Origin of the sequence: Nocardia paucivorans NBRC 100373, assembly GCF_000308675.1 — a bacterium.
In the GTDB taxonomy this organism is placed as follows: domain Bacteria; phylum Actinomycetota; class Actinomycetes; order Mycobacteriales; family Mycobacteriaceae; genus Nocardia; species Nocardia paucivorans.
The window spans coordinates 1-25,274 of record NZ_BAGE01000126.1 but is presented as its reverse complement, the minus strand read 5'-3'; the positions used below and the strand labels follow the sequence as shown (position 1 = coordinate 25,274).

Sequence of the window (25,274 nt, the reverse complement as noted above, 5' to 3'; positions counted from 1 at the left end):
TCGGCCGAAGCCACTCTCGCGGATGCGCATGCACAGCCCGGGCCACGCCCACCACCCTCACACCGACCGCCATGATCATGAGCAGCACCATCGCGCCGTCTCACCGATCCAGGATCTGCGGTAACTCCTCAGCGTGACGCTTCTCGTCAATGTTCCCGAACCCCATCATCCGCTCGCGTGGTGCTATACCCTTACCCCGTAACCCTAAACTTGAGGATGTCGCCGATGCCGCTGCAAGACAGTTACTTCGAACGTGACGGAGGGCGGATCGCCTACCGGATCACTGGAGCCGGGCGGCCCCTCGGGTATGCGCACGGAGTGCTGCTCAGCCGTGCGGGCGTGCGCGGGCTGAAGTTGTTCGATATCGAGGCGGTGGCCGATGGTCGTCGGCTGCTTACCTACGATCAGCGCGGCCACGGACGGTCGAGCGGGCGCCCGCGAGCCGAGGATTATCTGTTCGAAAATTTCAGCCGTGACCTGCTCGGATTACTGGATGCAGTCGGCATCGACGAACCGATGGACTTCGTGGGTTCGTCGTTGGGCGCCGATGTAGCACTGCGTTCTGCGATCGCCGCGCCGCAGCGGTTTCGCCGCCTTGTGCTGATGATCCCGCCGGTTGCCTGGGAAACTGGCCCTCAGCAGGCGCGTAATTGGTATACCGACGCGGCCGAGGCCATCGATTCCGATGGGCCGGCGGCGTGGCTGGACCGGTGGGCCGAGGGCGAACCGCTCCCGATCTTCGCCGACTACCCCGAGTTCGGGTTCACTCCCGACGTCCCCGACGAGTTGCTCGCGCCGATACTGCGAGGCGTAGGGCGCTCAGATCTACCGGATCCGGCCGAGATCGCCACACTCACCCACCCGACATTGATCTTGGCGTGGGACACCGACCCGTTGCACCCGGTATCGACCGCTGAAAAGTTGCGTGAGTTGCTCCCGAACGCGACCCTGCATATCTCGACCTCGGTCGCCGATATCAAGACCTGGACTGACCGTACGTCGGCATTCCTGGTCGACTGACCGCTGGTCTGTGATCGGTTGAGGCGGTGCAGCGCGCCGGCCGCGACTGCTCCGAATGATCAGCGCCGCCAACATCACACCGAGCTGAAGACACCGGCTCGCCGTACAGGAGTGAGGCCGCTGACCACGGCAGCGATCCTTGCTGACCATTATCCGGCCCGGGGTGGTGCCTGCACGGTGGCCGGCGCCACCCCGGCCGGGCGTCACATCATCGGGCAGTTGCCCATAGCGCGGCACATCCAATCGCAGATCATTTGCAGCGGATTCATCGGTATACCTCCTTTCGGGGTCGGTTCGGTCGGGTGGTATGGGTTGGGTCGGTGCGAGAGCCGCTGCCTCGGTGGGGTTTCCGCGGCGGACGTGATAGTCGCAGCGCGGTGTGCGGCCGAGGCGGCGTCATGGGCATCGAGCTGTTGCGGGCGGCTCGGTCTAAGGGGTTCAGGGCGAGCGGCCCGTCATGAAATTGCGGTGCCACTTCCATCACCTTGGAGTGGGTGACCGGGTTCAGCGTGAAGAACCCTGCGCTGGTTCGCGGTCCTGACGGTCGGAGAGCTCCTGTGAAGGATGGGTGGCCGTCTGTTCCGTGTGCGATCGATCGAGCCGATGGAGCGCGAATGCCGACAGTGCTCCGATGAGGGCGAGCCCGGCCCACACCGCCCAGTCCGCGCCGGCATCTCGGGCGGCGCCGACCACCGCGCCGGTGGCGAGGTTGCCGGCCAGGATGCCGACACCGACGATTGTGTTGTAGAAGCCGTAGTGAGTCGCCACCAGTCTTCCGTCCGCAAGCGAGACAACGGTGTCCATTTCGAAGGGGAACACTGCGGCGGTCCCGACAGCCAGGACAGCTGTGGACAGGAGTAACGCGACGACCGCGGCGCCGGTACCGAATCGTCCGGGCCCGGGTATCACGAGCAGCGGCAGGAACGCCGCGGCCAGTATCGCCATACCCACCGCGAGGCTGCGTCCGGTTCCCCAGCGCGCCTTGAACCACCCGGTGATGCGCAGCTGCCCGGCCACGGCGACCACACCGGAGACCACGAACAGCGCCGAGACGAGCACTTGTGATTGCGCGCCGGCGAGGTATTCGGCCTGCAGCGGTAAGGCCAGATACACCTGGAACGACAGCACATACGAGCCGATCATCGTCAGCGAGAACAGCAGGAACCGGCGGTTGGCCGCCACCGCCCGCCAGTCCTGCAGGATCGAGGTCTGTTCGGCGGGCTTCTGCTCGCGCCGAGCCGGCAGGGCGGCCAGCTGTGCCACGGTCAGGGCTGCGAATACGACGGCCGCGGCCGCAGCGGTCACGCGGAAGTCGAGGAACATCAATGCCAGACCGACCAGGGGCCCGGCCAGGATCCCGGCTTGGTAGAAGATGTTGAATACCGCGAAGGCTTCGACGCGGCGTTCGCCGGTGTCGGCGGCCAGATAGGCGCGTACCGCGGGGTTGAACAGTGCGCCGGCGAAGCCGGTTGCGGCGGAAGCGATGAGTAGCCCGGGCAGTGACGTGGTGAATACGAGCATGGCGAAGCCGCCGGTGCGCAGCAGACAGCCCGCGACGATCAAGGGTTTGTAGCCGAGCCGGTCGGCAAGGGTCCCGCCGATGAGGAACATGCCCTGCTGGGAAAAGTTTCGTACCCCGAGTACGAGACCGACCGCCCAGGCCGCCAAGCCCAGCGGTCCGGCAAGGTAGCCGGCGAGGTAGGGCATCAGCATGTAGAAGCCGAGGTTGATGCCGAACTGGTTGATCATCAACAGCCGTGCGGCGAGGTCGAAGCTGCGGAAGCTCCTCAGTGCGGTCACGATGCGCCCTCTCCTGTCCGCTCTCCGGTGTGCGGGTCGACGATGGTGGTGCAGCGGGTCCACGAGTCCACTGCGCGTTCGCCTGGATGGCTGATAACGGCTGGTTCGATCGGCGGCGCGGTGTCGAGCAGGCCGTGTTCGCGGCAGTAGTCGTCGTTGTAGATGGTGTCGAAGTAGCGCTGGGGGCCGTCGGGGAACACCGCGGCGATTCGTGTGTCTTCCGGCAGTGTGCGTGCGGCCCACCCGGTGACCAGCGCCACGGCTCCGACGCTCCAGCCGCCGGTCGCATAGTGTGTCCCGGCCAGCGCGCGGCACGCCCACACTGCTTCGGCGGGTGCTACCCAGTGCACTTCGTGGAACGCCGGGTAGTCGACGTTGCGGGGGAAGATGCTGGATCCCAGTCCGCGCATCAGCCGCGGGCCGGCGGGCTGGCCGAAGATCGTGGAGGCGACCGTGTCGACGCCGATCAGCTGCAGTTCTGGGTTGAATCGGCGCAGCACTCGCGCCACACCGGCGGAGTGGCCGCCGGTGCCGACCGCGCACACCAGCACGTCGATATCTCCGAGCTGGTGCTGCAGCTCCAGGCCGAGGGATTCGTATCCGTCGACGTTGTCGGGGTTGGTGTACTGGTCGGGGCACCAGGCTCCGGGCTCTGCCGCCATGAGTTCGGTGACGCGGTCGCGGCGTGCTTGTTGCCAGCCGCCGCTGGGATGGGGTTCGGTCACCATGTCGACGCGGGCGCCGTAGGAGACGAGCATGCGTGCCACGATCGGTTCGAGGCCGGGATCGGTGACGACGGTGACGGGATGGTGGTACACCGCGCCGGCCAGCGCCAAACCGAGGCCGAGGGTGCCGCTGGTGGATTCGATGATGCGGGCCCCGGGTGCGAGGTCTCCGCGTTGTTTTGCGCGTTCGACCATGTGCAGCGCGGGCCGGTCCTTCATCCCGCCGGGATTGAAGCCTTCCAGTTTCGCCCAGAATCCGCGGTCGGCCGGCGCCAAGGGCGCGCTCACCCACAGGACCGGGGTGTTGCCGACCAGTGAACTGGATTCCCGTACCGGGGCCGGTGGGGTGAGCACTCCAGCGGCTGCTTCGGCGGGTTTGCCGAATACGACGTTATTCATGATTGTCGCTTTCTGTATCCGAACCGCCGCGCCGGGCGGTGTAGACGGTGAGCAGGCAGCGAACACCGGCCGACGACATAACGGGTCGCGGCCTGGCGCTGACCGATCAGCGTCGGGAGATACAGAAATTCGTGAGTATGTCTCGTCCGTTCGACACGGGTAGTGCGGTGATGGGAGGGCCGCGGATTTCACGTGTGCCGGTGAAAATCAGGGCGATGGCGCCTACTGCGGTCGCGGCGAGAAACGCCAGCCACAGCAACGGCGAAATCGTCGCTCCGCTGGAGGGCAGCAGCGACTTCTCGACGCATTGGATCATGTGCTGATCACAGTGGTCGATGAGTCCCCCGCTCATTGCGTGCGGGGAATGGGTGTGCGAGGGGAAAACGGCCTCGACGGCTGCCACGACGGGGGGATGGGTGTGCTCGTCTTGCCCGTGCAGGGTGCAGTCGATCAGTGGGGCAACCAGCAGCACCGCCATCAGCAGTCCCAGCGATGTGCGTCGCAGGCGAGCGGAAATGTTCACCGCGGACCACTCGGATCCAGGGAACGGCTGCCATGTGGCAACGCCTCGGTTGCCGGAGATGGTGCACCGGCCTCGAAGTATCGACCCTCGTCTATGCGTTTACGCTGCATATCGGTGTATTCGGACATCCTGGCCACCTGCACCACCTCCTCTCGTCACCCATTGTTCTCTCGGCGAGGGCCACATCGGCGAAGCAACACTGCAACGGTCGCGAAACAACCTACCCGTCACATCCATCCTGCCTCGCCTTCCTGTGACCAGAGCCACCGATGGCACCGACCGTGGGAAGGGTGCCCATCTCCGGCCGGGCTCGGCGCGCCGGCCGGAGACGAATCGGTCGGCGCGCCGATGAACCGGGTGTGCGCCACGTTCCGATGTGGTCCGCGAAGTCAGGTGACTACTCGGTAGCCGGCGGTTTCCACAGCGTTCTTGACGGCGTCGGGGTCGACTTCCTGGCTTGATTCGACGGTGACTCGGCCGGTAGCAGGGTCCGCGTCGACCCGGGAGACGCCGTCCAGGGCGCCGAGCTCGGTCCGGACTTTTGAAGCGCAACCGCCGCAGGTCATTCCCGCGACGGTGATGATCGAGGTGCTCATTTCGTTTCCTGTCGATCTGGTGAGGACCCGCGTGCCCATCCGGAATCGTCGTTGCCGGGCTGCGGGAGGAACACTTCAACCCTTACCGTACCCCTGTGGGGTATGCAACCGGTGGAGTCGACACGGCCGCGGGCCCCGAACTCGCCGGTGGCCCTGTGTGGTGGTTTCAGCGACCGGGTTGCCGCAACCTCTTGACTTGATACCCCCGGGGGGTATTGTAGGTTTCGTTCCGCGGCGCGAAGTCGCCACAACACCAAGGAGAACCAGATGAGCAGCGCAACCACCACCGTCACGGTCACCGGCATGACCTGCGGTCATTGCGTCTCCTCGGTCCGCGAGGAAGTCGGCCGGATCGACGGCGTCACCTCCGTCGATGTCGAGCTCGCCAGTGGGCTGGTCACGATCGGAAGTTCTGCTCCCGTGGAGCGTGATGCGATCGCAGCCGCCGTCGACGAGGCCGGCTACCGGCTGGCCGACTGACCCATCCACTCGAACTACGACACGACAGCAAGGAGCATCCCGATGAACACGCCCAGCAAGTTCGCCGGCTTCGCGCTCGGGCTCGCGGCGATCTTCGGGATCGCTGTCGTCCTCGGTGCGGCCATCGGCCCCACTCCCGATGCACCCGCCGACCACGACACGCACCCGGCTGGGCCCGCCGCCTCCAGCGGGCCCAGCCCCGACCAGCTACCTGGTGGTCTGCTCGTCAGTGAGCGCGGCTACACACTGCAACTGGATACCCCGCGAGTCCGCCCCGGGGCCGAGGTTGCGGTCGGTTTCCGCATTCTCGACGCTGCTGGGCTGCCGGTCACCCGGTATGAGCGCAGCCATGACAAGGACCTGCACCTGATCGTGGTCCGCCGCGACATGGCTGCTTTCCAGCACGTGCATCCACGCAGGGATGCCAGCGGAACCTGGCGCGTGCCGCTGGATCTGTCGCGTGCCGGTGACTATCGACTCTTCGCCGACTTCACACCGGAAGGCGGGGAGAACCTGACCTTGGGCGCGGATCTGCGGGTGCCGGGCAACTACGACGCCAAAGTGCTGCCGGCGCCGGAGACCGCTGTGGCGGTCGACGGCTACACCGTGACCCTCGACGGCGCTGTCATCCCCGGCCAGGCGTCGAAGGTGACGCTGTCGGTCAGCCGTAACGGCCGCCCGGTCACCGACCTGCAGCCCTACCTCGGCGCCTACGGGCACCTGGTCGCTCTGCGGGCGGCGGACCTCGCCTACCTGCACGTGCACCCCGAGGGGGAACCCGGTGACGGCAGCACACCGGCGGGACCCGGAATCACCTTCTCCCTCACCGCCCCCACCAGTGGCGACTACCGGCTGTTCCTCGATTTCCAGCACAAGGGCACGGTCCGCACCGCGGAATTCACAGTCCGGGTCACACAGAGCAACCCGGGTGCCGAGACGCCTCCGGCGCAAGTCGGCGAACAACCCGGCCACGGCCACTGACCACCCGCAACCATCCCGAGCTTGCCGTTACCCACCGACTCCATCCCTGGGGGACGCCTGCACGACAGGCACCCCTTGAACCTCTGAGTTCGAGCACCACAGAACGGAGCACCCCATGACCACCGCGACGAAACCATCGCCCACCGGGCAGGTCGAACTGGTGATCGGTGGCATGACCTGCGCCTCCTGCGCCAACCGCATCGAGAAGAAACTCAACAAACTCGACGGCGTCACCGCCACCGTCAACTACGCGACCGAGAAGGCGCGTGTGGACTACACCGGCGATATCGCGCCCGAGGAACTGATCAGCGTCGTCGAGGAGGCCGGCTACACCGCTGCCCTACCGCGCCCCCCGGCTTCCGCCGAAACTGCGGAGTCCGCCGAACCGGATCCGACGGCCGCGCTGCGGACCAGGCTGCTGGTCTCGCTGGTACTGACCGTGCCGGTGATCGCCATGGCGATGGTCCCGGCCTTGCAGTTCACCAACTGGCAATGGCTGTCACTCACCCTGGCCGCGCCGGTGGTGATCTGGGGCGCGCTGCCGTTCCACCGGGCGGCTTGGACCAACCTGCGCCACGGCGCGGCCACGATGGACACCCTGGTGTCCATCGGCACGCTGGCCGCGTTCGGCTGGTCTCTGTATGCCCTGTTCTGGGGTACGGCGGGCACTCCGGGGATGACGCACCCGTTCGAGTTCACCATCGCCCGGATGGACGGCACCGGCAGCATCTACCTCGAAGCGGCGGCCGGGGTCACCACATTCATCCTGGCCGGGCGCTTCTTCGAGGCCCGGTCCAAACGGCGGGCCGGCGCGGCGCTGCGCGCGCTGCTCGAACTCGGGGCCAAAGAGGTGTCGGTGCTGCGCGACGGCCGCGAGGAACGCATCCCGGTCGACGCACTCACCGTCGGTGACCGATTCGTGGTGCGCCCGGGGGAGAAGATCGCCACCGACGGCGTGGTGGTCGAGGGCTCCTCGGCGGTCGACGCGTCCATGCTCACCGGGGAATCTGTGCCGGTCGAGGTCGGCGTCGACGACGCGGTGGTCGGCGCCACTGTCAATGTGGGTGGCCGGATCGTCGTGCGGGCCAGCCGGATCGGGTCCGATACCCAGCTGGCGCAGATGGCGAAACTCGTCGAGGATGCCCAAACCGGCAAGGCGCAGGCGCAGCGGCTGGCCGACCGGATCTCCGGGATCTTCGTGCCGATCGTCATCGCGCTCGCGGTCGCGACACTCGGATTCTGGCTCGGCACCGGCGGCTCGATCGCCGCGGCGTTCACCGCTGCGGTAGCCGTGCTGATCATCGCCTGCCCGTGCGCCCTGGGCTTGGCCACCCCGACCGCATTGATGGTCGGTACCGGTCGCGGCGCCCAGCTCGGTGTGCTGATCAAGGGCCCGGAGGTGCTGGAATCGACCCGGCGGGTGGATACCGTGGTCCTGGACAAGACCGGCACCGTCACCACCGGGAAGATGACGCTGCTCGATGTCGTCGTCGCCGACGGCGAGTCCGCCGATCAGGTGCTGGCGCTGGCCGGGGCCCTGGAGGACTCCTCGGAACACCCGATCGCCCAGGCCATCGCCAAGGGCGCCCGCGACCGGGTGGGTGAGCCGGCATCGGTCGAAGGCTTCGCCAATATGGCCGGGCTCGGCGTGCAAGGAGTTGTGGACGGGCGCGCGGTGGTGGTCGGCCGGACCCGGTTACTGGAGGACTGGTCACTGCACTTGGACGCCGAACTCGAGCGGGCGATGCGTGCCGCGGAAGCGGAGGGAAAGACTGCGGTCGCGGTCGGCTGGGACGGCGCGGCCCGCGGAGTGCTGGTCGTCGCCGACGCGGTGAAACCTACTTCCGCCGAGGCGGTATCGCAGCTGCGGGCGCTCGGTCTGACTCCGATCATGCTGACCGGCGACAACGAAGCCGCCGCCCGCACGATCGCCGCTCAGGTCGGGATCGATGAGGTGATCGCGGAGGTCCTGCCGCAGGACAAGGTCGCTGTCGTGGAGCGGTTGCAGGCCGAAGGCAAGGTCGTGGCGATGGTCGGTGACGGCGTCAACGACGCTGCCGCACTCGCTCAGGCCGATCTCGGTCTGGCCATGGGCACCGGTACCGACGTCGCTATCGAGGCCAGCGACCTGACACTGGTGCGCGGGGACTTACGGGCCGCCGTCGACGCCATCCGTCTGGCCCGCCGTACGCTGGGCACGATCAAGGGCAACTTGTTCTGGGCGTTCGCCTACAACGTGGCCGCGATCCCACTGGCCATGGCGGGCCTGCTCAACCCGATGCTGGCCGGGGCCGCGATGGCGTTCTCCTCGGTGTTCGTGGTCAGTAACAGCCTGCGGTTGCGCCGCTTCCGGTCCACCGCACAGTAATCCCGCCGCTCGCCCGGCCCACTTCGGTTGCCCCGAGACCCGCGCTCGGGGCAACGGAGGACCGGCATCGACTCAACCCAGCAGAAGAAGACGGAAGCGGGGGTGGCAGAACCGGGAATGGAGTTCCCGCCGGGCTGCTGAAATAAAACTCGAACCGACGCTCTGCCCGGGCCGCGCGCATTGTTCGATCGGCCCTCTCCGCCCGACTAGTGAGGTGACGTGTTGTGAAAATGCCGGTACCAGAACGTCTGTGGGATCTGATAGGTACCCAGCTCGGACGCCCCGACGGTCTGATCGGGCGCCTGGTCGGCCGGATCCTCAACCGCGGTAACCGTGCGACTGTGGGCGCTGCCGTCGCGGCAGCCGACCCGGCCCCGGGAGCCACCGCTGTCGATATCGGCTTCGGTGGCGGAGTCGGGCTCGGGCTACTGCTGGACCGAGTCGGGGACACCGGCACAGTGCACGGCGTAGAAGTTGCACCGACGATGATCGAGCAGGCTCGGCGCCGCTACCGTGACGACCTGGGCACCGGCCGGCTGACCCTGCACACTGCCGCCATGCACGATCTCCCGCTCTCCACTGCCACGGTGGACGCAGTGGTCAGCACCAACACCGTGTACTTCATCGAGGACCTCACGACAGCATTCACCGAGGTCGCCCGTGTCCTGCGCCCCACGGGGCGCTTGGCGCTCGGTGTCGGCGACCCGACGGCGATGGCGCGGATGCCCTTCACCGAAAACCGGTTCCGGCTTCGCCCGATCGACGAAATCACCGGCCACCTCGAAACGGCAGGTTTGACCGTCGTCCGTGAGGAGCGGCTCACCGACGAGGGCGCAGTCGAATTCCACCTCTTGATCTGCGAAAAGAAGTAGACCCCATGCGACTTCCGCGGCCTTCCGACAAGCCGCGGGGACCAGCTGTTGCCGGTCGTATGTACGGACACATTCCGCCATGCGATCCACCGGCAACCGCGAGGAGTATCGATGACACAAGCAGCAAACCGCATCATCGGCCATCCGGCGACCCGGGCAGTCTTGCGATGCGTCGCCGGATGCGTCCTCTCCGCTGCCCGACAGGCGATACGGAACAACCGCGAACACGCCGACCGCGCCGGTCGCAGACGGTGAGGGACCCACCGTTTCGCTCTACTCACGGAAAGTACGGCGACGGCGGCCTGTCGCGGCACACCGGTTACGACGCCAACCTCACCCGTATGGTCCTCGAAAGCTGGGCCACCGCCTGTCGGAGCTGTGCTGAAGAATGCGGGCACCACAGCGACGCACACGCCCACTGCCGTATCTGCGCGGCGGTATCCCGCCGGTGTGAATCCGCGTGCCGGGATCTGGTGTCCGCACTCGCCTGAATCCCACTGCCCAGCCGCTGGACTCGCCGTTTCCCATCGATGGTCAGGTCTGTTCGGCTGCCGGTATCCGGTCGTCGGTAGAGGCGGATACTGCGGTGGAGCGCGGAGTTCGCAGTAGGGCGGCGATGAGGACAGCACCGAGGGTGAGGATGACGGCAGCGATCGTGAGTGCGAAGGAAAAACCTTGTGACCGAGTGGAACCGGCAGCGGCGCCACTGTGACGTTCGGCCACGGCGACCAGTACCGCCACGCCGATAGCGCCACCGATCTGCTGAACGGAGCTGAACAGAGCCGAGCCGAGGCCGGCGTTCTCCGTGGTGGTGCCGGTGACCGCCGCAGCCGTCAGGACCGGCAGGCTCAACCCACATCCCAGACTGGTGACGAGCATGCCCGGCAGCACGCCCGTAGCGTATGCATCGCCGGCCGCCACACTGGACAAGATCAGCAGCCCGGCTGAACTGATCAGGAACGACAGGACCAGCGCCCACCGCATCCCGAGCCTCGTGATGAGGTAGGTGGAAAGGCGCATTCCCACGAGAATTCCAGCGCCATAGGGCAGATAGGCCAGCCCGGCCTGCAACGGACCGTATCCGAGGACGGTCTGCAAGTGGATCATCAACAGGAAGGCCATGGCGAAAAAGGCCACTGAAAACAGCAACGTCGCCGCGTTGGCGACCGAACGCGTCCGGTCGGCGAGAAACGCCATCGGCACCAATGGCTCGGCCGCCCTGGATTCGACCGTGAGGAATGCGACGGCCAAGAGTACTGCCAGCAGTAGTGCTGCGATGACGGCGAGGTCTGTCCAGTTCGTTTCCCCGGCTCGGAGCAGGCCGTAGACCAGGGATACCACGGCGCCGGTGCCCAGGACGGTGCCGGGTATGTCCAGCCGTGCCCGGGAGCGTGCCCGGCTTTCCGGTATCAGGCGGGGCATCAGTACGAGGGCGGCCGCCGCCACCGGCAGGTTGATGAGAAAGATCCAGCGCCAGGATGTGAGGTCGGTCAGCACGCCGGATATCACCAGGCCGGTAGTGCCGCCCAGAGCTGCGATTCCTCCCCAGATGGCCAGTGCCCTGGTGCGCTCTGCTGGGCCCGGGAACAACAGGGTGATCAACGACAGTGCGGCGGGACTTGCCATGGCCGCGCCGGCGCCCTGAACGAACCGTCCGAGCACGAGTTGCCACGGTTCCTGGGCGAGTCCGCATGCCAGGCTTGCCACGCCGAACAGCGCCACCCCCAGGAGGAAGACGCGGCGGCGGCCCAGCAGGTCGGCTGCTCGCCCGGCCAGCAACAACAGTCCGCCGAATGTGAGGAAGTAGGCGTTGACCACCCAGGCCAGCCCTGCGCCGCTGAAGCCCAGCTCGTCGCGGAGGCTGGGGAGGGCAACGCTGACCACATTGTCGTCGAGGACCAGCATGAACTGCACGAAGCACAGAACCACCAGCGCGCCCCGGCGCCGGCCAGGGGCTACGGAAGCGACCGCCGGTGTCACGGCATGCGTTCCGGCGTCGAGGGCGTACGCCAACCATGGTGAGTCGCAAAATTTTTCAGCACTCGACGACGCTATGCGCCAATTGAACCTGGCCACAATACGCGATGAGGCCGGATGATATCGCATTGAGGACATAGGCTGGTGCCATGCTCAACTCCGCCGACTCGTTCATCCCGTCCGGCGCGGGAGTGATCATCGTCGGCCAGTTCCCGCTGACGTCGGGGGAGTGGATCCCCGCTCACAGCCACACACACCACCAGCTGGCATGGACGCGTCGCGGGGTCCTCAGCGTCGCTGTTGCCGATGCCCATTGGGTACTGCCGCCCACCCGGGCCTTGTGGATACCGGCCGGGGTGATGCACCGGACCGGCGCCACCCGCGAGGCGGTGTTGTGCAGCCTCTACCTCGATCCAGCACGCTGCTCCCTGGACTGGACCGAGCCCACCGCGGTCGGCGTCGACGCGCTGCTGGCCCAGCTGATCACCTATCTCGCCCGCCGCGACCTCGCCGATGACCCACGGTTGCGCGCCGAAGCGGTCGTGTTAGATCTGCTGCACCCCGTTCCGGCCCTGCCGATAGACGTACCGCATCCCGTGGACGAACGGGTCCGCGCCGTGGCCGACGCCTTGCTCGCCGACCCTGCCGACCCGCGCAGCCTCGAAGCGCACGCGCACGCCATCGGAGTGAGTCGACGAACTCTCACCAGGATTTTCGTCCGCGACACCGGTATGAGTTTCGACCGGTGGCGCACCCATATGCGGCTGCGGGCTGCGCTGCCGCTGCTCGCCGAAGGTCGCACGGTGCCCCAGGCCGCGCATGCCGTGGGATACACGACTGCGAGCGCCTTCCTCGCGGCATTCCGGCGGACCGTGGGCACCTCACCCGGACGCTACCTCCACGCAGACGCCGGGCTCGACCCGTGACGCCATTCCGTCGGCCTGCAGCGACCGTGAGGCCCGAAAATGTGTGAGCGCATGTGCATGGACGTGCCGGATGCGGGTACATCCAAGGCCCCACTCGTAGGTGCTGATAGGAGGTGGGCCCGATGATGGAAATGTGCATGCAGATGATGAACATGGCGCGGAACTGGTGTGTCAACAGAACGCCAATACGGACCATCTGACGGAAGTTCAATATGGACCACCTGGTCGGTTGGTGGGTGGTTTCAGTCTTCAGTTGTGCCGGCGGTGGGGACGCGGCCGAGGTCGCGGTCCTTGAGCCGGTAGCTGTCGCCTTTCAGTGCGATGACCTCGGCATGGTGAACGAGGCGGTCGATCATGGCTGCGGCGACGACGTCGTCGCCGAAGACTTCGCCCCACCGGCCGAAGACTTTGTTGCTGGTCACGATCAGCGAGGCGCGTTCGTAGCGGGACGAGACGAGCTGGAAGAACAGGTTCGCGGCTTCGTTCTCGAACGGGATGTAGCCGACCTCGTCGACGACCAGCAGTGGATAGCGGCCGAGCTTGGTCAGCTCGGCCTGCAATCGGCCGGTGTGGTGGGCTTCGGCCAGGCGGGCCACCCATTCGGCGGCGGTGGCGAACGCGACCCGGTGTCCGGCCTGACAAGCCCGGATCGCCAACCCGATCGCGAGGTGGGTTTTGCCTGTTCCGGGCGGCCCAAGGAACACGACGTTCTCTTTCGCGGTGACGAAGTCCAGGGTGCCGAGGTGCGCGATCGTGTCGCGTTTGAGGCCGCGGGCGTGACCGAAGTCGAACTCCTCGAGGGATTTGCGGTGGGGGAAGCGGGCTGAGCGGATGCGTCCTTCACCGCCGTGGGATTCGCGGGCGGAGACCTCGCGTTGCAGGCAGGCGACGAGGAATTCTTCGTGGGTCCAGTTCTCGGCGCGGGCGCGTTCGGGCAGCCGCTGCGCGGCTTCGCGCAACGATGGTGCTTTCAATGCTCGGGTGAGGAAGTTCAGTTCAGCAGTGAAATCTCGTGTCGTGGTGGAGGTTTTCGGGGTGGTTCTGGTTCGGCCGGGCATCACGCCACCCCGCCTTCGATGCCGAGTGCGGTGTCGTAGTCGGCCAGGCAGCGTTGCTCGACCTCGGGTTCTGGTGCCGGGCGCACGACACCGATCCGGCCGCGCCGCAACGCTTTCGCCGCCTCGACGTGATCGGGGTCGGACAGGGTTTGATGCCAGGCCCAGATCCGTTCGTGATCGGCGACGACCCGGCCACCGGAGAACACCCGGACCCGTTCCAAGTCGGCGACGACCTCGATCCGGCGCCCGATCACCGCCGGATGCACCGAGTAGTCGTTGGAATCCAGGCGGACATAGTGATCGCGCGGCAGCCGCGCTGACCGCCGCCACCCGGTCTCCGGCGCGACCGGCGGCAACGTCAGCATTGCTTGACGGTCCGCGGTGATCCGATCGACCGGTGCGCACCCCAGCGCGCGGCGAGGTCGATGGTTCACCAACTCCAGCCAGTCGCCGAGCTGGGCGTTGAAGTCGGCCGGACCGTTGAACGATCGTCCGGGCAGAAAGGACCGTTCCAGGTAGTCATGAGCCCGCTCGATCACGCCTTTGGCTTCGGGATCGGCGGGTTTGCAGACGAGCACTTTCGCGCCGAGGGTCCCGCGGAAGGCTTGGCATTCTGTCGTGAGTTCGCTGCGGCCGGCCCGCCAGCGGCCGATCGCTCCTTCTCCGTCCCAGACCAGCACCTTCGGCACCGAGCCGAGCCGATGAATATGGGTCCACCAGCCAGCGAACAGGTCCTCGGCATGCCGCGACGGGATCAACATCGCCATCAGCCAGCGTGAATAACCCGCCACCATCGTCAGGACCGGCAGGTGTTTCGGGCCGCGGACCTGCCCGAACCCGACCGGCAACTCGATCGGCGGGAACCAGAAATCGCACTGGGCGATCTCACCGGCGACATAGGTCGTCCGCGACGCCGGATCCGGCGGCAGATACGCCGGCCGCAGCTCCGCGACCCGCCCGGACAGCGTCCGGACCGACCGGGTCCAGCCGATCCGCTCCGCGATCACCGTCGACGGCATCGTCGGATACATCTTCAGCAGCTCCCGGATCTGCGGCTCGACCGCGTCCACGACCGACCCCTTCGCCACACGCTCGTACTTCGGTGGCCGATCCGAGGCCAGGGCCCGCTTCACAGTGTTGCGGGATATGCCCATCATCCGAGCGATCGCCTGGATCGGAATACCTTCTGACCTGCTCAAACGGCGAATCTCAGCCCAATCCTCCACAGCAAGCATCCCTTCGGTCCTCCCTGACTCGGATAGAGCCAGGGTCACCGACCAGGTGATCCATTTTGAGTTGCCGCGCAGTGATCAGTTTTCACGTTCCGCCGACATGGTGGAACGGAATGTTCCCTGGCATGCCCATGTCCATGATGTAGGCACAGGTCCGGTGATCGCCGAGCTGAACTATTCTCCGTCAGCTGAATCGCCGGCACGAAAGGAATCGACGCGCCGCTGTCCGCTTCGGCGTCGATGACAGCGGCGTGCGACAGGCTCCCCTGAACTCCGGTGAATACGCGCCTCCGCGCGACTGGGAACTCGGCTGTCCTACCGGGGGCTGGCCATGGTGGCTGTGCCCACTATTCCGAGGGGCCGCCACCAGTGGCGAAGAGGCACCTCAAGCAGCCAGTGCGGTCGGCCGCTCCGTTCGGGGCCATCGCGGGTGCTCGGCGTCGATGACGAACACATGTGTGTGCAGCCAGTGGCGGTCGTCCACGCGGACTGCGTCACCCAGCCGCACCGGATCGATGGTGCCGACCTCATGCAGGTGCGTCAGCTCCGCCGGGTCCTTACGTGGCCACATCCGCAGCGCCACCGCGATCCCGGCGACAGCGAGCACGGCCAGCACCGCCCAGGTAATGGTGAAACCGGCGGTCGTGCTCAACCAGCCGGTGAGCGGGTAGGTGAGCAGCCACGCCAGGTGCGACAGCGAGAACTGCGCGGCGAAGAGCGCCGGCCGATCCGCGGCCTGTGACGAGCGACGTAGCACCTGACCGGTCGGGGTCAGCACCGCCGCCGTGCCCACGCCGATGACCGCCCATACTGCGACTGCGGCGACCCAGCGCCACTCGCCTCCGCTCGCGGTCGACAATGCGATCGCCGACCCGAGTCCGGTGATCAGGGTGGCCGCACCGGCCATCATCACCGGCCGTGCATCGAGGCGTTCGAGGATCCGGGGTAACGCCGGCGCGACGAGCAGGGTGCCGAACCCGTTCGCGGCCAGGAGCATCGCCACGCCGGACTGGGTTCCCCCGAGAGTGTCGCGAACGTAGTTGACGGTGTTGACCATGATCATCGAACCTGCGGCCGCGACCACCAGGTTCAACCCGAGCAGACCCCGTAGCCGCGGCGTCGCGGCGAAAATCCGCATGCCCACCGTGATCCGCGCCATGAAACTGCTCTGGGCAGAGCCGGCGCCGGTATTCGGGATGCGGGTGGTGACCACCAGTGCCGCTGAGACCACGAACCCGATCGCGGTGCCCACGAACAGCCAGTGGAAACTGATCACCGCCAGCGCCGCCGCGGCCAGCATCGGACTCAGTAAGGTCTCCATCGTCGCGGCAAGCTGAGCGGCCGACAGCGCCTTGGTGTAATCCCGCTCATTCGGCAAGATATCCGGGATAACAGCCTGGTAGGTCGGGGTGAACGCGGCCGACGCCGTCTGCAGGACGGCGATGAGGAGATAGATCTGCCAGACCTGGTCGATGAAGGGCAATAGCAGTACAACCGCGGCCCGGACCACGTTCAGCGTGACCAGAAACAACCTGCGCGGGAACCGGTCGGCATAGGCGGCCACGATCGGCGCGACCGTCACATACACCAGCATTTTGATCGTCAACGCGGTACCGAGCACCGCGGCCGCGTCCGCGCCGGCGAGTTCATAAGCCAGCAGACCCAAGGCGACAGTGGTCAGACCCGTACCGAACAGGGCCGACACCTGGGCGATGAACAGCCGGAGGTAGTCGCGGTGGGAGAACAAGGAGGTAAACATCGAGTCGGCCCTTCTGTCCAGCTTCCTGCATGACTTAATATCTACGTATGCATGCAGATAACGGGAAGGTTCGATCGCCTATTCCCGACCACGAACTGAATTCGACGGTCGACGTCTTCCGGATGCTCGCCGACGCCACCCGCGTCCAAGTGCTGTGGGCACTGGCCGATGCCGAGCTGTCGGTCAACGAACTCGCCGACTACGTCGGCAAACCCGCCGCCTCGGTCTCCCAGCATCTGGCCAAACTGCGTCTGGCTCACCTCGTGCGTACCCGCCGTGCCGGAACCACCGTCTACTACAGCCTGGAAAACGACCATGTCCGGCAGCTGATCACCGACGCCGTCCACAATGCCGAACATGCCGGCCCGGATGCGCCCGCTCATCATCGCCGGGGCGCCGAAGTCCCTTCGATCAGCCATCGCAACGAGGGCGAGAACGCCGGTTGAAGATTGCGATGGCCGCTGGCAATGGTTGTTCGGCATGGACGCGCAATGGCGAATGGGCCGGCGCCATTGTCGTCGGCCTGAGTCTGGGGCGAGGACCACGCAGAGCGGTCGAACCGCTGTACAGCCTCGCGAGATGGGTCGGCTCAACTGACGGTAGCGTGTCCGTGTGCTCACGTTTTTCTGATTTGTCCTTGTCACCGGCTCTCCACTGCCCCGGATGGGCGAGTGACACTGGTGGAGTTCCTGGACTTCGAATGCGAAGCATGCCGGGCTGCGTTTCCAGCTGTGGAGCAACTGCGCGAGGAATACCGCGGACGGGTGACTTTCGTAGTGCGGTACTTCCCGATTCCCTTACACTTCAACGCCGAACGCGCCGCCCGCGCCGTGGAAGCGGCCGCCGCCCAGGGCCGCTTCGAGCAGATGTGCCAGTGCACGTACGAAACCCAACCCACCTGGGGGCGGAACAGCGCATCCCTCTCGACGATGTCTTCCGGGGCTTCGCCGCCGACCTCGGCTTGGACCTGGCTGCCTACGACGCTGCTTACAACGACCCCGGCACCGCCGCCCGCGTACGTGCCGATTTCGATGACGGTCTGGCCCTCGGAGTCGACGGGACCCCGACTTTTTTCGTCAACGATCTGAGGATCGCCGTCAACAGCTACGAGGACCTGACCGCGGCACTCGACGATGCACTCGAATGACCCGGCGCGCTCGGCCAGGTAGGGAGTATCAGAAAGTAGATCACTGAACCAGCCCAGGGGTAGGGTGCGAGTCGCTCAGGTTCAGTGTCAGAAGCCGAGCATGATGCGCTTGCTTCTCGCTGCCGAGTCGAGCGGGAACAACCCCTTGTCGTCGAGTATTCGTTTGAAGCAGTCGATCGCATACCGGACCGCATCATTGGCATGTTCTGGCACGTCAGCCATCTTGAATTTGCTGCTCTCGCGGTCATGGCCCACGGCGCCATGTACCAGTTTGCTTCGATGGCTATACAGGTCTGAAAGCCTCTTGTGCAGTGCTTTCCGGGCTTCAATATTCTCGGGCTCAAGGAGTAGGGCCATCGATCCGGTGACCCGGAACGATGTTTCTGTTTCCGTTCCGAACATGGACTCCCACACGATCACGGCGTCGATGAACTTGTCCAACGGGTCGGGCCGGTCGGTAGTTGCTTTCAATAACCTGCGGCGCCCAACCTTGAGCGCGTCCGGGAGTCCGGCCATCTTCTTTGCCCATTCCGCGATCTCCACGGCCGTACCAGCGTCGATCTGGGGAGGTAGCTGGGTCTTGACTACTCCAGGTGATGGATTCGGTTGATGCGAATTCGACCCGCTTGATGTGAGCGGATGGTTCTGCCGAGTGAACCGCCATACTGGGCGAAACACCTCTTCATTTGGGGAAGCTAGCACTATCGCGAACCGAACGCGGCGGATCGTCTCCTGGAGATCCTCAGAAGCCTGAATTAACTCAGGCAGGAACTTCTTGCGTCGTTCGCTACTCGCGACGAACCGGGTGAGCTGCTCATGCCCATTGTGCACTGGAGGCGGCGACAGCCGGGCTTCGATAAATCGAACTGGTTGGTCAACCTCGAGGATGAGGTCGGGTTCCGCGGCAAACGAGTTCAGCCGGCGATCCAAGACGGTTGGGCGGCGGATCCGGCCACCGGCAATCTCGATTGGCCCAGCACCCCGAGGTAACGTCAGATCGCCCAGTGCGATCAACGTCTTCACGGGCACGGTCTCACCGGCAGCCAATCGGCGTGCGCGGCCGAGCCCATCGCGTACAGCCTCCGCTACTCGAATAAGGACCCGGGCATCGAGGTCTTCGTCGATGAGCAGGCTTGAAATGATGTGGGTGCCAATATCGCGCAGACTTAGACTGCCGCCGCCTCCAGTCGACCAGTCGACCTCTATTTGCTCGTTGTAGGTGACGCGGTCACGCCCTCGAAGGTCGGCCTCATCGGTCGCAGCGAAAGCATCTCGGAGAAGCTGAGTAAGAGGCTCCGACTCGTTGCGCAACCAGCGGCGCACCGTCGGCATTAGCGGGTGCTTATCAACCAGGCTCGGCGAGTGGTGGGTCTGTTCGGACCCGATGAGCCGCGCCGCAAAGCAGTCCATCGCAATTAGCTGGAGGCAGTCGTCCAACGAAGAATTGCCGCCGATAGCGGGCCGGATACCTCCGGAACGAAGATGAAAATCGGTCGCTGCAGATGTTCCCCGCGACTCGTCGTATCTGCAGAATGCGTCGATGCGCGAGGCTTCCCGCATGGTCTTCCATGGGTGCCTAGATCCCTTAATCGGCCTGGTGTGCCCCATCGCTGCCGTCCAGATATCCTCTGCCACAGCAGTCCTGGGTCCAGCGAGAACGGAGTCGTTCCACACGTCAGCCGGGTTGAGCGCGAGCATGAAAGCCACCAGGTCCACCCCGACTACATCGACCAGAACGCGCAGTTCAGGCCGCTGGGACTCGGACGCGTCTCTCTCGTCGTTCTGCGAATCTTCAGTCGTCACATCGCCCTATCGGTTCAGAGGTGGTCTCGTTACCAGGGATTTGAGGTACCAGCTGTACTGCCAGCTTGGGCCGAGGTGACACTGTCTTGCCGCAACAGTGGCTTCAGCTCCCCATCGGAACCAGGTGCCTGGGTGGAGGCCGGTGGTCGCATCGCGAATCTTCGATACTGTCTGTGTTGTGTTCGATATTGCCCATCGGGGCCCCGACTACCTCTTGCGGTGGCCGCGTGAACTGTTTGTATTGGAGGCGCAAGCAACCCTGGCTGCTATGCCTGCCCACGGGGGTAACAGTAAGAGGGCGGGGTGGACCGGTGAGGTGGGCCTGCTGCTGACCGAAGCCTTTGTCGCGGACACACCTCGGCACGACTTCGATAATCTCGTTGCCGGCGTTGCCTGGGCACGATCAGCGACTGATGACAACGATCCGTGGGGACCGTCGGCATCAAGCCGTCCGTCGGTGCCAGCGGACCCGGAGCGCGCCTTCCTTGAAGAGTTGATTGCGGCGGCGCCGAAGCTCGCTGAGCAGCACGCTCCGAAGCCCTATTACTCCCAGCGAACGGCCGCGGCCGCTACCGGGTACCAGGCCATTGAGCGAGACCTCTCTGCCGCACAGCAAGCCTGGCGAACTGCGCTAGTAGAGCTTCAGCAGCGTGGTTATCTGAGTTCAGTCGCGCCGGCACCATGCGTAGACGATGATTTCACTGGTGCGAGTCCCGACGAAGCTCTCGATGTCCTGATCGAGGACCGACTCGGTAGGAAGGCGATATGGAGTTCATCCCCGACGGTATTCGATGAACACACTTTCTTCGATCTCGTTGAGGTCTTCCATGATCTTGTCTCCAGGCCCCGCAGGCGTAGCTACCACCAATTCGACAACTGTGGCTGGCATTACTCAGCATTCACACCCCGACCTGCGCAGATACTCTACCGGTGGACAGTCAATCGACTGCTGGAACGCAACGGCATCAACTTGCGTCTCGCGAAGAGCGGCGAGGACACCGGCCGATTGGTGCACGCGGTCAACGACACTCGTGCAGATCTGATTGATGCCGCTCTGTCGACCCCTGATCCTGCCCGGAATGCCTCCGTTGCTCACGCAGTCGCACTGTTTCGGAGCCGCAGCTCCGGTACAGAAGAGAAGCGGAGTGCATGTATCGTCCTGGCGAGTCTGCTCGAAGAGCGGCGTGATCTGCTCAAGAAGGAGCTCTTCAGCGGTGACGAGGGGGCCCTTTTCCAGATCGCCAACAAGTTCGCGATCCGCCACCGGCGAGCCGATCAACACGGCGATTACGATCCCGCATATCTCGACTGGATCTTCTGGTGGTATCTCGCGACCGTCGAACTGACGGACAAACTGATCGCAGCTCAGTCGGCAGGGTTGGCTGACCCCAAGTTCACAGCTGGGCCATCTCCAGCGACACGCCAGCGTTTGCCCGGCGGAATCTTGGACAATGGGTAGCCAGGCTCGAATAGCAGCCAGCTCCCACTCAAGGGTTCGGTGCCACGCATATTCGGCATCGCAGTATTTGCAGAAGCCGGGTGTGCCGTCTTCTCGGGTCCGTTGTCGGAACCGGCTCAGGCGCCGTGACCAACGCAGAGTCCTATGGCCGGGGCCGGCTGGTGAACCCGCCCACCGTGAGACCGGACGGACACGGAATATTCACGCGGCTTCGGAATTTTCGACTCCGAGCTTGGCGGCGAGCGGGTGGGGTTCGCCTGTCATGGCGGAAAGGGCTTCGGCGACTTCGTGGAGGGATGCCCGGACGTAGGTCATGGTGGCGCCGACGTTGCCGTTCATGTCGGTATGGCCGGCGAAGGCACGGGCTATGGCGTAGCCGCGGTGGCGTTCGACCCAGGTGAGGGTGGTGTGGCGCAGCCAGTGGGCGGTGACCTGCTGGGTGGCGGCCCAGGGGAGGTGCTTGCCGATCCGGTTCCAGAGGTAGTCGTATCTGCGGCCGGTAATCGGTTGGCCGTTCTTGTACCGAAGGAGTCGTTCGGTTTTGCCGAGATCGCCGGCCCCGCGATCGCAGTGCCGGAGTAGGGCATTCATCAGGGTAGGGGAGACGGGCTGCCAGCGGTCCTGGCCTCCTTTCTCGTGGAGGTGGACCAGGCATTGTTCTGGGTCGAGGTCCATAGGCCTGAGTGCCAGGGCGCCGGCGCGGCGGCAGGCGGTTTCGATGTGGAGCCGCAGGATCAGTGTGTCGAGGTCCGGGTCGTTGCCGGTGGTGGCGGCGATCCGATTGATGTCCTTCAGAAGGTTGTCGGGGAGGGCGCGGCGGTTGCTGGGAAGACGTCGTGGTTTGGCGATCGGGGCGACCGGATCGGTGTCTGTGGTGATGAACCCGTCGGCGCGTGCTTGGCGGTAGAGGGCTCGGAGGGCGCCGACCATGTGTTCGGCGGCGGATCGACCTCCTCGGCTGTTCCGACGGACGACCGCTTGGCGCTGAGTCTGTTCGATGAGCTCGCGCACTTCCAGGGGTGACGGTGTGTTGATGCGACGGTCGCCCCACGCCTGGACGATCCGCCGCCAGTAAGGACCGTAGGCGCGCAGCGTGCCCGCTGGCACCGCGGCCTGTAGCTGCCGAATGTAGTCGTCGAAGGTTGGCGCCGGCTGGCCGCGACCGGGCGTCGAAGAGAGGAGATCCTCCGGCCGGAGACCGAGTCGCTGGAGTAGGAGCCGTGCGGCGTCGAGGTCTTCGGTAGTCACCGGGGCCTCCGAGGAGTGTCGGTCGCGGCTTCCCACAACGTTCGAGAGGCCAAGGTGGGCGGGTAGACGAGGATTACCCGCGGTTGTTCGGAGGCTGCGAGGACGAGCTGATCGTGGAGTTCGATCCGAGCGCCATGACGGAGCTCTGCTGGAAGGCGTAGATATCCGCGGCGATCGACTTGGTAGTTGCTGCCGGATGGGGAGTCTCTGACGATAATCAGGCCGTTCCGGCCGGTATCGAAGACGACGGGGTGCCCGGGTGGCCAGGAAAGGTGCCGGAGTGTCGAGCGGTCGGCTATACGTCCCCACTGATCCAGGGTGGATACCGACAGATGGATGTGCGGCCAGTCGCTGGGGTCTCTCGTTGTAATGACCGGGACGGGCAGCGGCTGGGCAGTTGACATGACGCCAGAGTGATCGGCGGTTCGGGGTGCGGTTCCAGCAACAGGTGTTCGACTGAGCATATTGGTTCCCTGGCGAAATCGGCGACAGTTCCACGTGGGTCACCTATTACTCCGCGCTGTCCGCCCCCGATTGGACATTCGCCTGCCGTAGATCCTGGCTCCGGCCTTCCGGCGATCGTGCGCGTGTTGGCTTGCCATGCGCTACTTCAGCCCACTCCATGGTGTGTTGCCCTGGCCCGGTAATACCTCGGGCCCCTCCGCGCGACTGTTAAACAGCGCGAACTGCCGGTGACGTAGCGGCGGAGGTTCCGCATCGCCCTATTCAGACTTGTGAGGCTCCGTATTTGGCCCCTGGCTGAGCCGCCGAGCCCGCCCGACGTCACATGTTGATGGCCATTGGCCACATGCTCGGTCGCCGACCGGTTGGTAGCGAAAAAGGCTCGGCGCGCTGGAAGCCGAACTGCTTGTAGTAAGTGATATTGGATTCGAGAGTGCAGACGAGGTACGCGTGGATGCCGGGGTTGGATGTCAGCTCGTCGGTGATCAATCGGGCGGCATAGCCCTGCCCGCGGAAATTCTGTGTGGTTCCGATGTTGGCCAGGTACCAGTGCTCGGGCTCGTGGGGGTGGTGCAGGTCGAGGGTGTGGCGGACTTTTGCCGCGGCCAGGGCGCGGGTCTGGAGGGCGGGTAGCAGGTCGGGCAAGGCGCGGACGGTGGTTAGCGTGCTGTGGTCCCAGCGTCCTGGCGGATCCCAGACGGCGACCGCCGCGATTTCCCCGTCGGTGTTGAGAGCGACACGAACACCTCCATTAGGAACGTGGAAGTGCCGGAGGGACGCGGCGAAGTATCGGGGTAGCGCACGGTGGCGTCGCTGTCGGTTCGGCCAGATGGCGGCCATGAGCGGGTCGTCGGCGAATGCTTCGGCGAGGACGGCGGCGGCCTCGGGGATGTCGACGTTCGTGGCGACACGGGTGGTGATCGGCACGTCGGGTCCTTCCGGTTGGCACACTGGGGTTATGGACTTGGGGCGGTGCCCGTTCACGGCGGGGATTCATGGGGTCGATGCTCTTCATGAGGATCTCAGGGCGCGTGAGCCGGGGGTGCATCAGGCGGAGCTACCGGAGGGTTCGCCGGTATGGGTGGTGACCGGGTGGCAGGCGGTGACCAGCTTATTGGCCGATCCGCGGATGTCGGCGTCGAAGTCCGACTCGACTACGGGCTTCCGGGGGCAGAACCTTCCGGCGGCGTTGGATCAGAATCTCCTCAATATCGATGGAGAGCAGCATCGGCGGGTGCGGAAACTGGCGGCGGAAGCCTTCGCGCCCGCCCATCACGCCTGGCATGAGCAAGTAGTGGCGGCCGCGGTCGCGGAGCTGGTCGATGCATTGCCGGCGACGGGGGAGATCGATGCGATGGGTGGATTGTGTGAGCCGCTGCCCCCGCGGGTGATCGGCACATTGCTGGGTCTGCCCAACGAACAGCTAGGCGAGTTCCGGTCTGCGGCGCGGCCGATGTTTCTGATCGACACCTCCAGCGAGGGCGAGGCAGTGCAGGGTGCGATGGTGTCGATGCTGACGTTGGTGGCGGGGGTGATCGAGGACAAGCGGCGGGAGCCGGGGAATGACCTGATCTCGGGTTGGCTCAGGGCGCGGGATGGGCAGGATCGGCTCAGTGAGGAGGAGCTGATCAGTCTTGCGTTCGCGGTGATCATCGGAGGATTCGAGAACGTCACTTCGCTGACCTCGGCGGTTCTGGACGAGATGGTCCGCAGTCACGGTGAGTCGGCTCGTCGGCTACTAGGTACGCCGCAGGAGTTCGCGGGCTTGGTGCGCGAAGTCATGGGTGCTGTGGCGCCGGTGAATTATGCGTTGCGGCGGTTCCCGCTGGCCGATATCGAGGTCAATGGGGTGACCATTCCGCGAGGACACACGGTCTTTCTCTCCTTGCGGTCGGCACACCTGGACCCTGCTCGCCGCCAGGGCCGCGACCTTGTGTTCGGGCATGGCCGGCATTTCTGTATCGGCGCGGCATTGGCCGAGATGCAGGCGGTGCAGGTTGCTCGCGCTGTGCTCGAGAAGTATCCGAGGCTCGAGGCGGTCAAGCCACGCGAGGAGTACCGGTTGCGGCCGTCGTGGCTCACCTACGCGTTTGCGGAACTTCCGCTGCGGGCGGTGTGGCCAGTGGACGCTGGACACCATTCCAGCAGGGTGTTTTATGATCGTTTAGAGGCTCGACCGCAGGTTGGCTACTACCTCGGGGACTGACGCGATGCCGAAACATGGATGGACGCTGGTCGAAACCCTGGAGCCGGACCGGCTCAGTGTGGTCGCGCGTGACCACCATGCCCGGGACCGGACCTCGTTCGAGCGAGCCGTGCAGGACCATATCGGTGCCGGGAAAGCCCCGGCACGCGAAGCGGCCGGCTGGCTGCAAGAGCTGATCGACGATCTTCGCCGACGCCGCGAGACCGCCGTCGCGCAGCGTGTTCTGCGTAACG

21 protein-coding genes and 2 pseudogenes are annotated in these 25,274 nt (G+C 65.4%); 12 read left to right on the top strand and 11 right to left on the bottom strand.

Annotated elements, in window-relative coordinates; genetic code table 11:
• The first annotated feature begins 225 nt into the window (after positions 1 to 225).
• Positions 226 to 1,020 (top strand): alpha/beta fold hydrolase, encoded by a 795-nt coding sequence (locus tag ON32_RS25390; protein WP_040793593.1) that lies wholly within the window; start codon positions 226 to 228, stop codon positions 1,018 to 1,020.
• 504 nt (positions 1,021 to 1,524) lie between these two features.
• Here ON32_RS25390 and ON32_RS25385 read toward each other — a convergent pair.
• The 4 genes from ON32_RS25385 to ON32_RS25370 form a co-directional block, all read right to left on the bottom strand.
• Positions 1,525 to 2,769: an MFS transporter gene (locus tag ON32_RS25385; RefSeq protein ID WP_083874790.1), complete on the bottom strand. Its 1,245-nt coding sequence runs from the start codon at positions 2,767 to 2,769 to the stop codon at positions 1,525 to 1,527.
• Positions 2,770 to 2,816: 47 nt separating this feature from the next.
• Complete coding sequence (locus ON32_RS25380; protein WP_040793555.1) at positions 2,817 to 3,944, bottom strand: PLP-dependent cysteine synthase family protein; 1,128 nt, start codon at positions 3,942 to 3,944, stop codon at positions 2,817 to 2,819.
• 106 nt (positions 3,945 to 4,050) lie between these two features.
• Positions 4,051 to 4,467: a putative copper homeostasis (lipo)protein LpqS gene (gene lpqS, locus ON32_RS27390; RefSeq protein ID WP_051133675.1), complete on the bottom strand. Its 417-nt coding sequence runs from the start codon at positions 4,465 to 4,467 to the stop codon at positions 4,051 to 4,053.
• 389 nt (positions 4,468 to 4,856) lie between these two features.
• Positions 4,857 to 5,063 (bottom strand): heavy-metal-associated domain-containing protein, encoded by a 207-nt coding sequence (locus tag ON32_RS25370; protein ID WP_040793554.1) that lies wholly within the window; start codon positions 5,061 to 5,063, stop codon positions 4,857 to 4,859.
• 267 nt (positions 5,064 to 5,330) lie between these two features.
• Here ON32_RS25370 and ON32_RS25365 point away from each other — a divergent pair, with 267 nt between their 5' ends.
• The 5 genes and pseudogenes from ON32_RS25365 to ON32_RS30385 all read left to right on the top strand — a co-directional run.
• Positions 5,331 to 5,543, top strand: coding sequence for a heavy-metal-associated domain-containing protein (locus ON32_RS25365; protein ID WP_040793553.1), 213 nt, complete (start codon positions 5,331 to 5,333; stop codon positions 5,541 to 5,543).
• Between the two features lie 42 nt (positions 5,544 to 5,585).
• Complete coding sequence (locus tag ON32_RS25360) at positions 5,586 to 6,524, top strand: DUF8832 domain-containing protein (protein ID WP_040793552.1); 939 nt, start codon at positions 5,586 to 5,588, stop codon at positions 6,522 to 6,524.
• 115 nt (positions 6,525 to 6,639) lie between these two features.
• Positions 6,640 to 8,892, top strand: coding sequence for a heavy metal translocating P-type ATPase (locus tag ON32_RS25355; protein WP_040793551.1), 2,253 nt, complete (start codon positions 6,640 to 6,642; stop codon positions 8,890 to 8,892).
• A gap of 230 nt (positions 8,893 to 9,122) precedes the next feature.
• Positions 9,123 to 9,764 carry a class I SAM-dependent methyltransferase gene (locus ON32_RS25350; protein WP_040793590.1) on the top strand — a complete coding sequence of 214 codons (642 nt, stop codon included), beginning with the start codon at positions 9,123 to 9,125 and terminating at the stop codon, positions 9,762 to 9,764.
• Positions 9,765 to 10,066: 302 nt separating this feature from the next.
• A pseudogene (locus ON32_RS30385) lies at positions 10,067 to 10,255 on the top strand (four-helix bundle copper-binding protein); the annotation flags it as partial.
• Between the two features lie 43 nt (positions 10,256 to 10,298).
• Here ON32_RS30385 and ON32_RS25345 read toward each other — a convergent pair.
• The gene (locus tag ON32_RS25345) at positions 10,299 to 11,693 is read right to left on the bottom strand and encodes an MFS transporter (RefSeq protein ID WP_217998115.1); all 1,395 of its coding nucleotides are present in this window, start codon (positions 11,691 to 11,693) and stop codon (positions 10,299 to 10,301) included.
• 197 nt (positions 11,694 to 11,890) lie between these two features.
• Here ON32_RS25345 and ON32_RS25340 point away from each other — a divergent pair, with 197 nt between their 5' ends.
• Positions 11,891 to 12,667, top strand: a complete 777-nt coding sequence (locus tag ON32_RS25340; protein WP_040793550.1) for an AraC family transcriptional regulator — start codon at positions 11,891 to 11,893, stop codon at positions 12,665 to 12,667.
• Positions 12,668 to 12,909: 242 nt separating this feature from the next.
• On the opposite strand, the gene istB is transcribed toward ON32_RS25340, so the two are convergent.
• The 3 genes from istB to ON32_RS25325 all read right to left on the bottom strand — a co-directional run bounded on the left by istB (position 12,910) and on the right by ON32_RS25325 (position 16,716).
• Positions 12,910 to 13,725: an IS21-like element helper ATPase IstB gene (gene istB / locus ON32_RS25335; protein WP_040793549.1), complete on the bottom strand. Its 816-nt coding sequence runs from the start codon at positions 13,723 to 13,725 to the stop codon at positions 12,910 to 12,912.
• Positions 13,725 to 14,960, bottom strand: coding sequence for an IS21 family transposase (istA, locus tag ON32_RS25330; protein WP_040793548.1), 1,236 nt, complete (start codon positions 14,958 to 14,960; stop codon positions 13,725 to 13,727). Before istA ends, istB begins: the two co-directional genes overlap by 1 nt.
• Positions 14,961 to 15,342: 382 nt before the next feature.
• A complete protein-coding gene (locus tag ON32_RS25325) occupies positions 15,343 to 16,716 on the bottom strand; it encodes an MFS transporter (RefSeq protein WP_040793547.1) in 1,374 nt (457 codons plus the stop codon).
• A 47-nt stretch (positions 16,717 to 16,763) separates the two neighbouring features.
• Here ON32_RS25325 and ON32_RS25320 point away from each other — a divergent pair, with 47 nt between their 5' ends.
• Positions 16,764 to 17,162: an ArsR/SmtB family transcription factor gene (locus tag ON32_RS25320; protein WP_083874787.1), complete on the top strand. Its 399-nt coding sequence runs from the start codon at positions 16,764 to 16,766 to the stop codon at positions 17,160 to 17,162.
• Positions 17,163 to 17,357: 195 nt separating this feature from the next.
• Positions 17,358 to 17,863: pseudogene (locus ON32_RS25315) on the top strand (DsbA family protein); the annotation flags it as partial.
• Between the two features lie 87 nt (positions 17,864 to 17,950).
• Here ON32_RS25315 and ON32_RS25310 read toward each other — a convergent pair.
• A complete protein-coding gene (locus ON32_RS25310) occupies positions 17,951 to 19,423 on the bottom strand; it encodes a HEPN domain-containing protein (protein WP_157112831.1) in 1,473 nt (490 codons plus the stop codon).
• Between the two features lie 559 nt (positions 19,424 to 19,982).
• Between ON32_RS25310 and ON32_RS25305 the strand changes: the two genes are divergently transcribed.
• Positions 19,983 to 21,125, top strand: coding sequence for a hypothetical protein (locus ON32_RS25305; protein ID WP_157224367.1), 1,143 nt, complete (start codon positions 19,983 to 19,985; stop codon positions 21,123 to 21,125).
• 201 nt (positions 21,126 to 21,326) lie between these two features.
• Here ON32_RS25305 and ON32_RS25300 read toward each other — a convergent pair whose 3' ends face one another.
• Both ON32_RS25300 and ON32_RS25295 read right to left on the bottom strand, forming a co-directional pair.
• The gene (locus ON32_RS25300; protein WP_040793544.1) at positions 21,327 to 22,373 is read right to left on the bottom strand and encodes a site-specific integrase; all 1,047 of its coding nucleotides are present in this window, start codon (positions 22,371 to 22,373) and stop codon (positions 21,327 to 21,329) included.
• A 783-nt stretch (positions 22,374 to 23,156) separates the two neighbouring features.
• Positions 23,157 to 23,762 (bottom strand): GNAT family N-acetyltransferase, encoded by a 606-nt coding sequence (locus ON32_RS25295; protein ID WP_245551287.1) that lies wholly within the window; start codon positions 23,760 to 23,762, stop codon positions 23,157 to 23,159.
• 175 nt (positions 23,763 to 23,937) lie between these two features.
• Between ON32_RS25295 and ON32_RS25290 the strand changes: the two genes are divergently transcribed.
• Both ON32_RS25290 and ON32_RS25285 read left to right on the top strand, forming a co-directional pair.
• Positions 23,938 to 25,041, top strand: a complete 1,104-nt coding sequence (locus ON32_RS25290) for a cytochrome P450 family protein (protein WP_157224366.1) — start codon at positions 23,938 to 23,940, stop codon at positions 25,039 to 25,041.
• Between the two features lie 4 nt (positions 25,042 to 25,045).
• Positions 25,046 to 25,274, top strand: a 229-nt coding sequence (locus tag ON32_RS25285; protein ID WP_040793543.1) for a hypothetical protein, incomplete at its 3' end; no start/stop codon positions are given.

What these genes read in the sequence shown, in the direction of transcription:
- istB (WP_040793549.1), bottom strand. Translation starts at nt 13,725, where the DNA reads ATGCCCGGCCGAACCAGAACCACCCCGAAAACCTCCACCACGACACGA.
- ON32_RS25320 (WP_083874787.1), top strand. Translation starts at nt 16,764, where the DNA reads ATGCATGCAGATAACGGGAAGGTTCGATCGCCTATTCCCGACCACGAA.
- ON32_RS25390 (WP_040793593.1), top strand. Translation starts at nt 226, where the DNA reads ATGCCGCTGCAAGACAGTTACTTCGAACGTGACGGAGGGCGGATCGCC.
- ON32_RS25355 (WP_040793551.1), top strand. Translation starts at nt 6,640, where the DNA reads ATGACCACCGCGACGAAACCATCGCCCACCGGGCAGGTCGAACTGGTG.
- ON32_RS25325 (WP_040793547.1), bottom strand. Translation starts at nt 16,716, where the DNA reads ATGTTTACCTCCTTGTTCTCCCACCGCGACTACCTCCGGCTGTTCATC.
- ON32_RS25385 (WP_083874790.1), bottom strand. Translation starts at nt 2,769, where the DNA reads ATGATCAACCAGTTCGGCATCAACCTCGGCTTCTACATGCTGATGCCC.
- ON32_RS25360 (WP_040793552.1), top strand. Translation starts at nt 5,586, where the DNA reads ATGAACACGCCCAGCAAGTTCGCCGGCTTCGCGCTCGGGCTCGCGGCG.
- ON32_RS25365 (WP_040793553.1), top strand. Translation starts at nt 5,331, where the DNA reads ATGAGCAGCGCAACCACCACCGTCACGGTCACCGGCATGACCTGCGGT.
- ON32_RS25350 (WP_040793590.1), top strand. Translation starts at nt 9,123, where the DNA reads ATGCCGGTACCAGAACGTCTGTGGGATCTGATAGGTACCCAGCTCGGA.
- ON32_RS25380 (WP_040793555.1), bottom strand. Translation starts at nt 3,944, where the DNA reads ATGAATAACGTCGTATTCGGCAAACCCGCCGAAGCAGCCGCTGGAGTG.
- ON32_RS25310 (WP_157112831.1), bottom strand. Translation starts at nt 19,423, where the DNA reads ATGCGGGAAGCCTCGCGCATCGACGCATTCTGCAGATACGACGAGTCG.
- ON32_RS25340 (WP_040793550.1), top strand. Translation starts at nt 11,891, where the DNA reads ATGCTCAACTCCGCCGACTCGTTCATCCCGTCCGGCGCGGGAGTGATC.
- ON32_RS25370 (WP_040793554.1), bottom strand. Translation starts at nt 5,063, where the DNA reads ATGAGCACCTCGATCATCACCGTCGCGGGAATGACCTGCGGCGGTTGC.
- istA (WP_040793548.1), bottom strand. Translation starts at nt 14,960, where the DNA reads ATGCTTGCTGTGGAGGATTGGGCTGAGATTCGCCGTTTGAGCAGGTCA.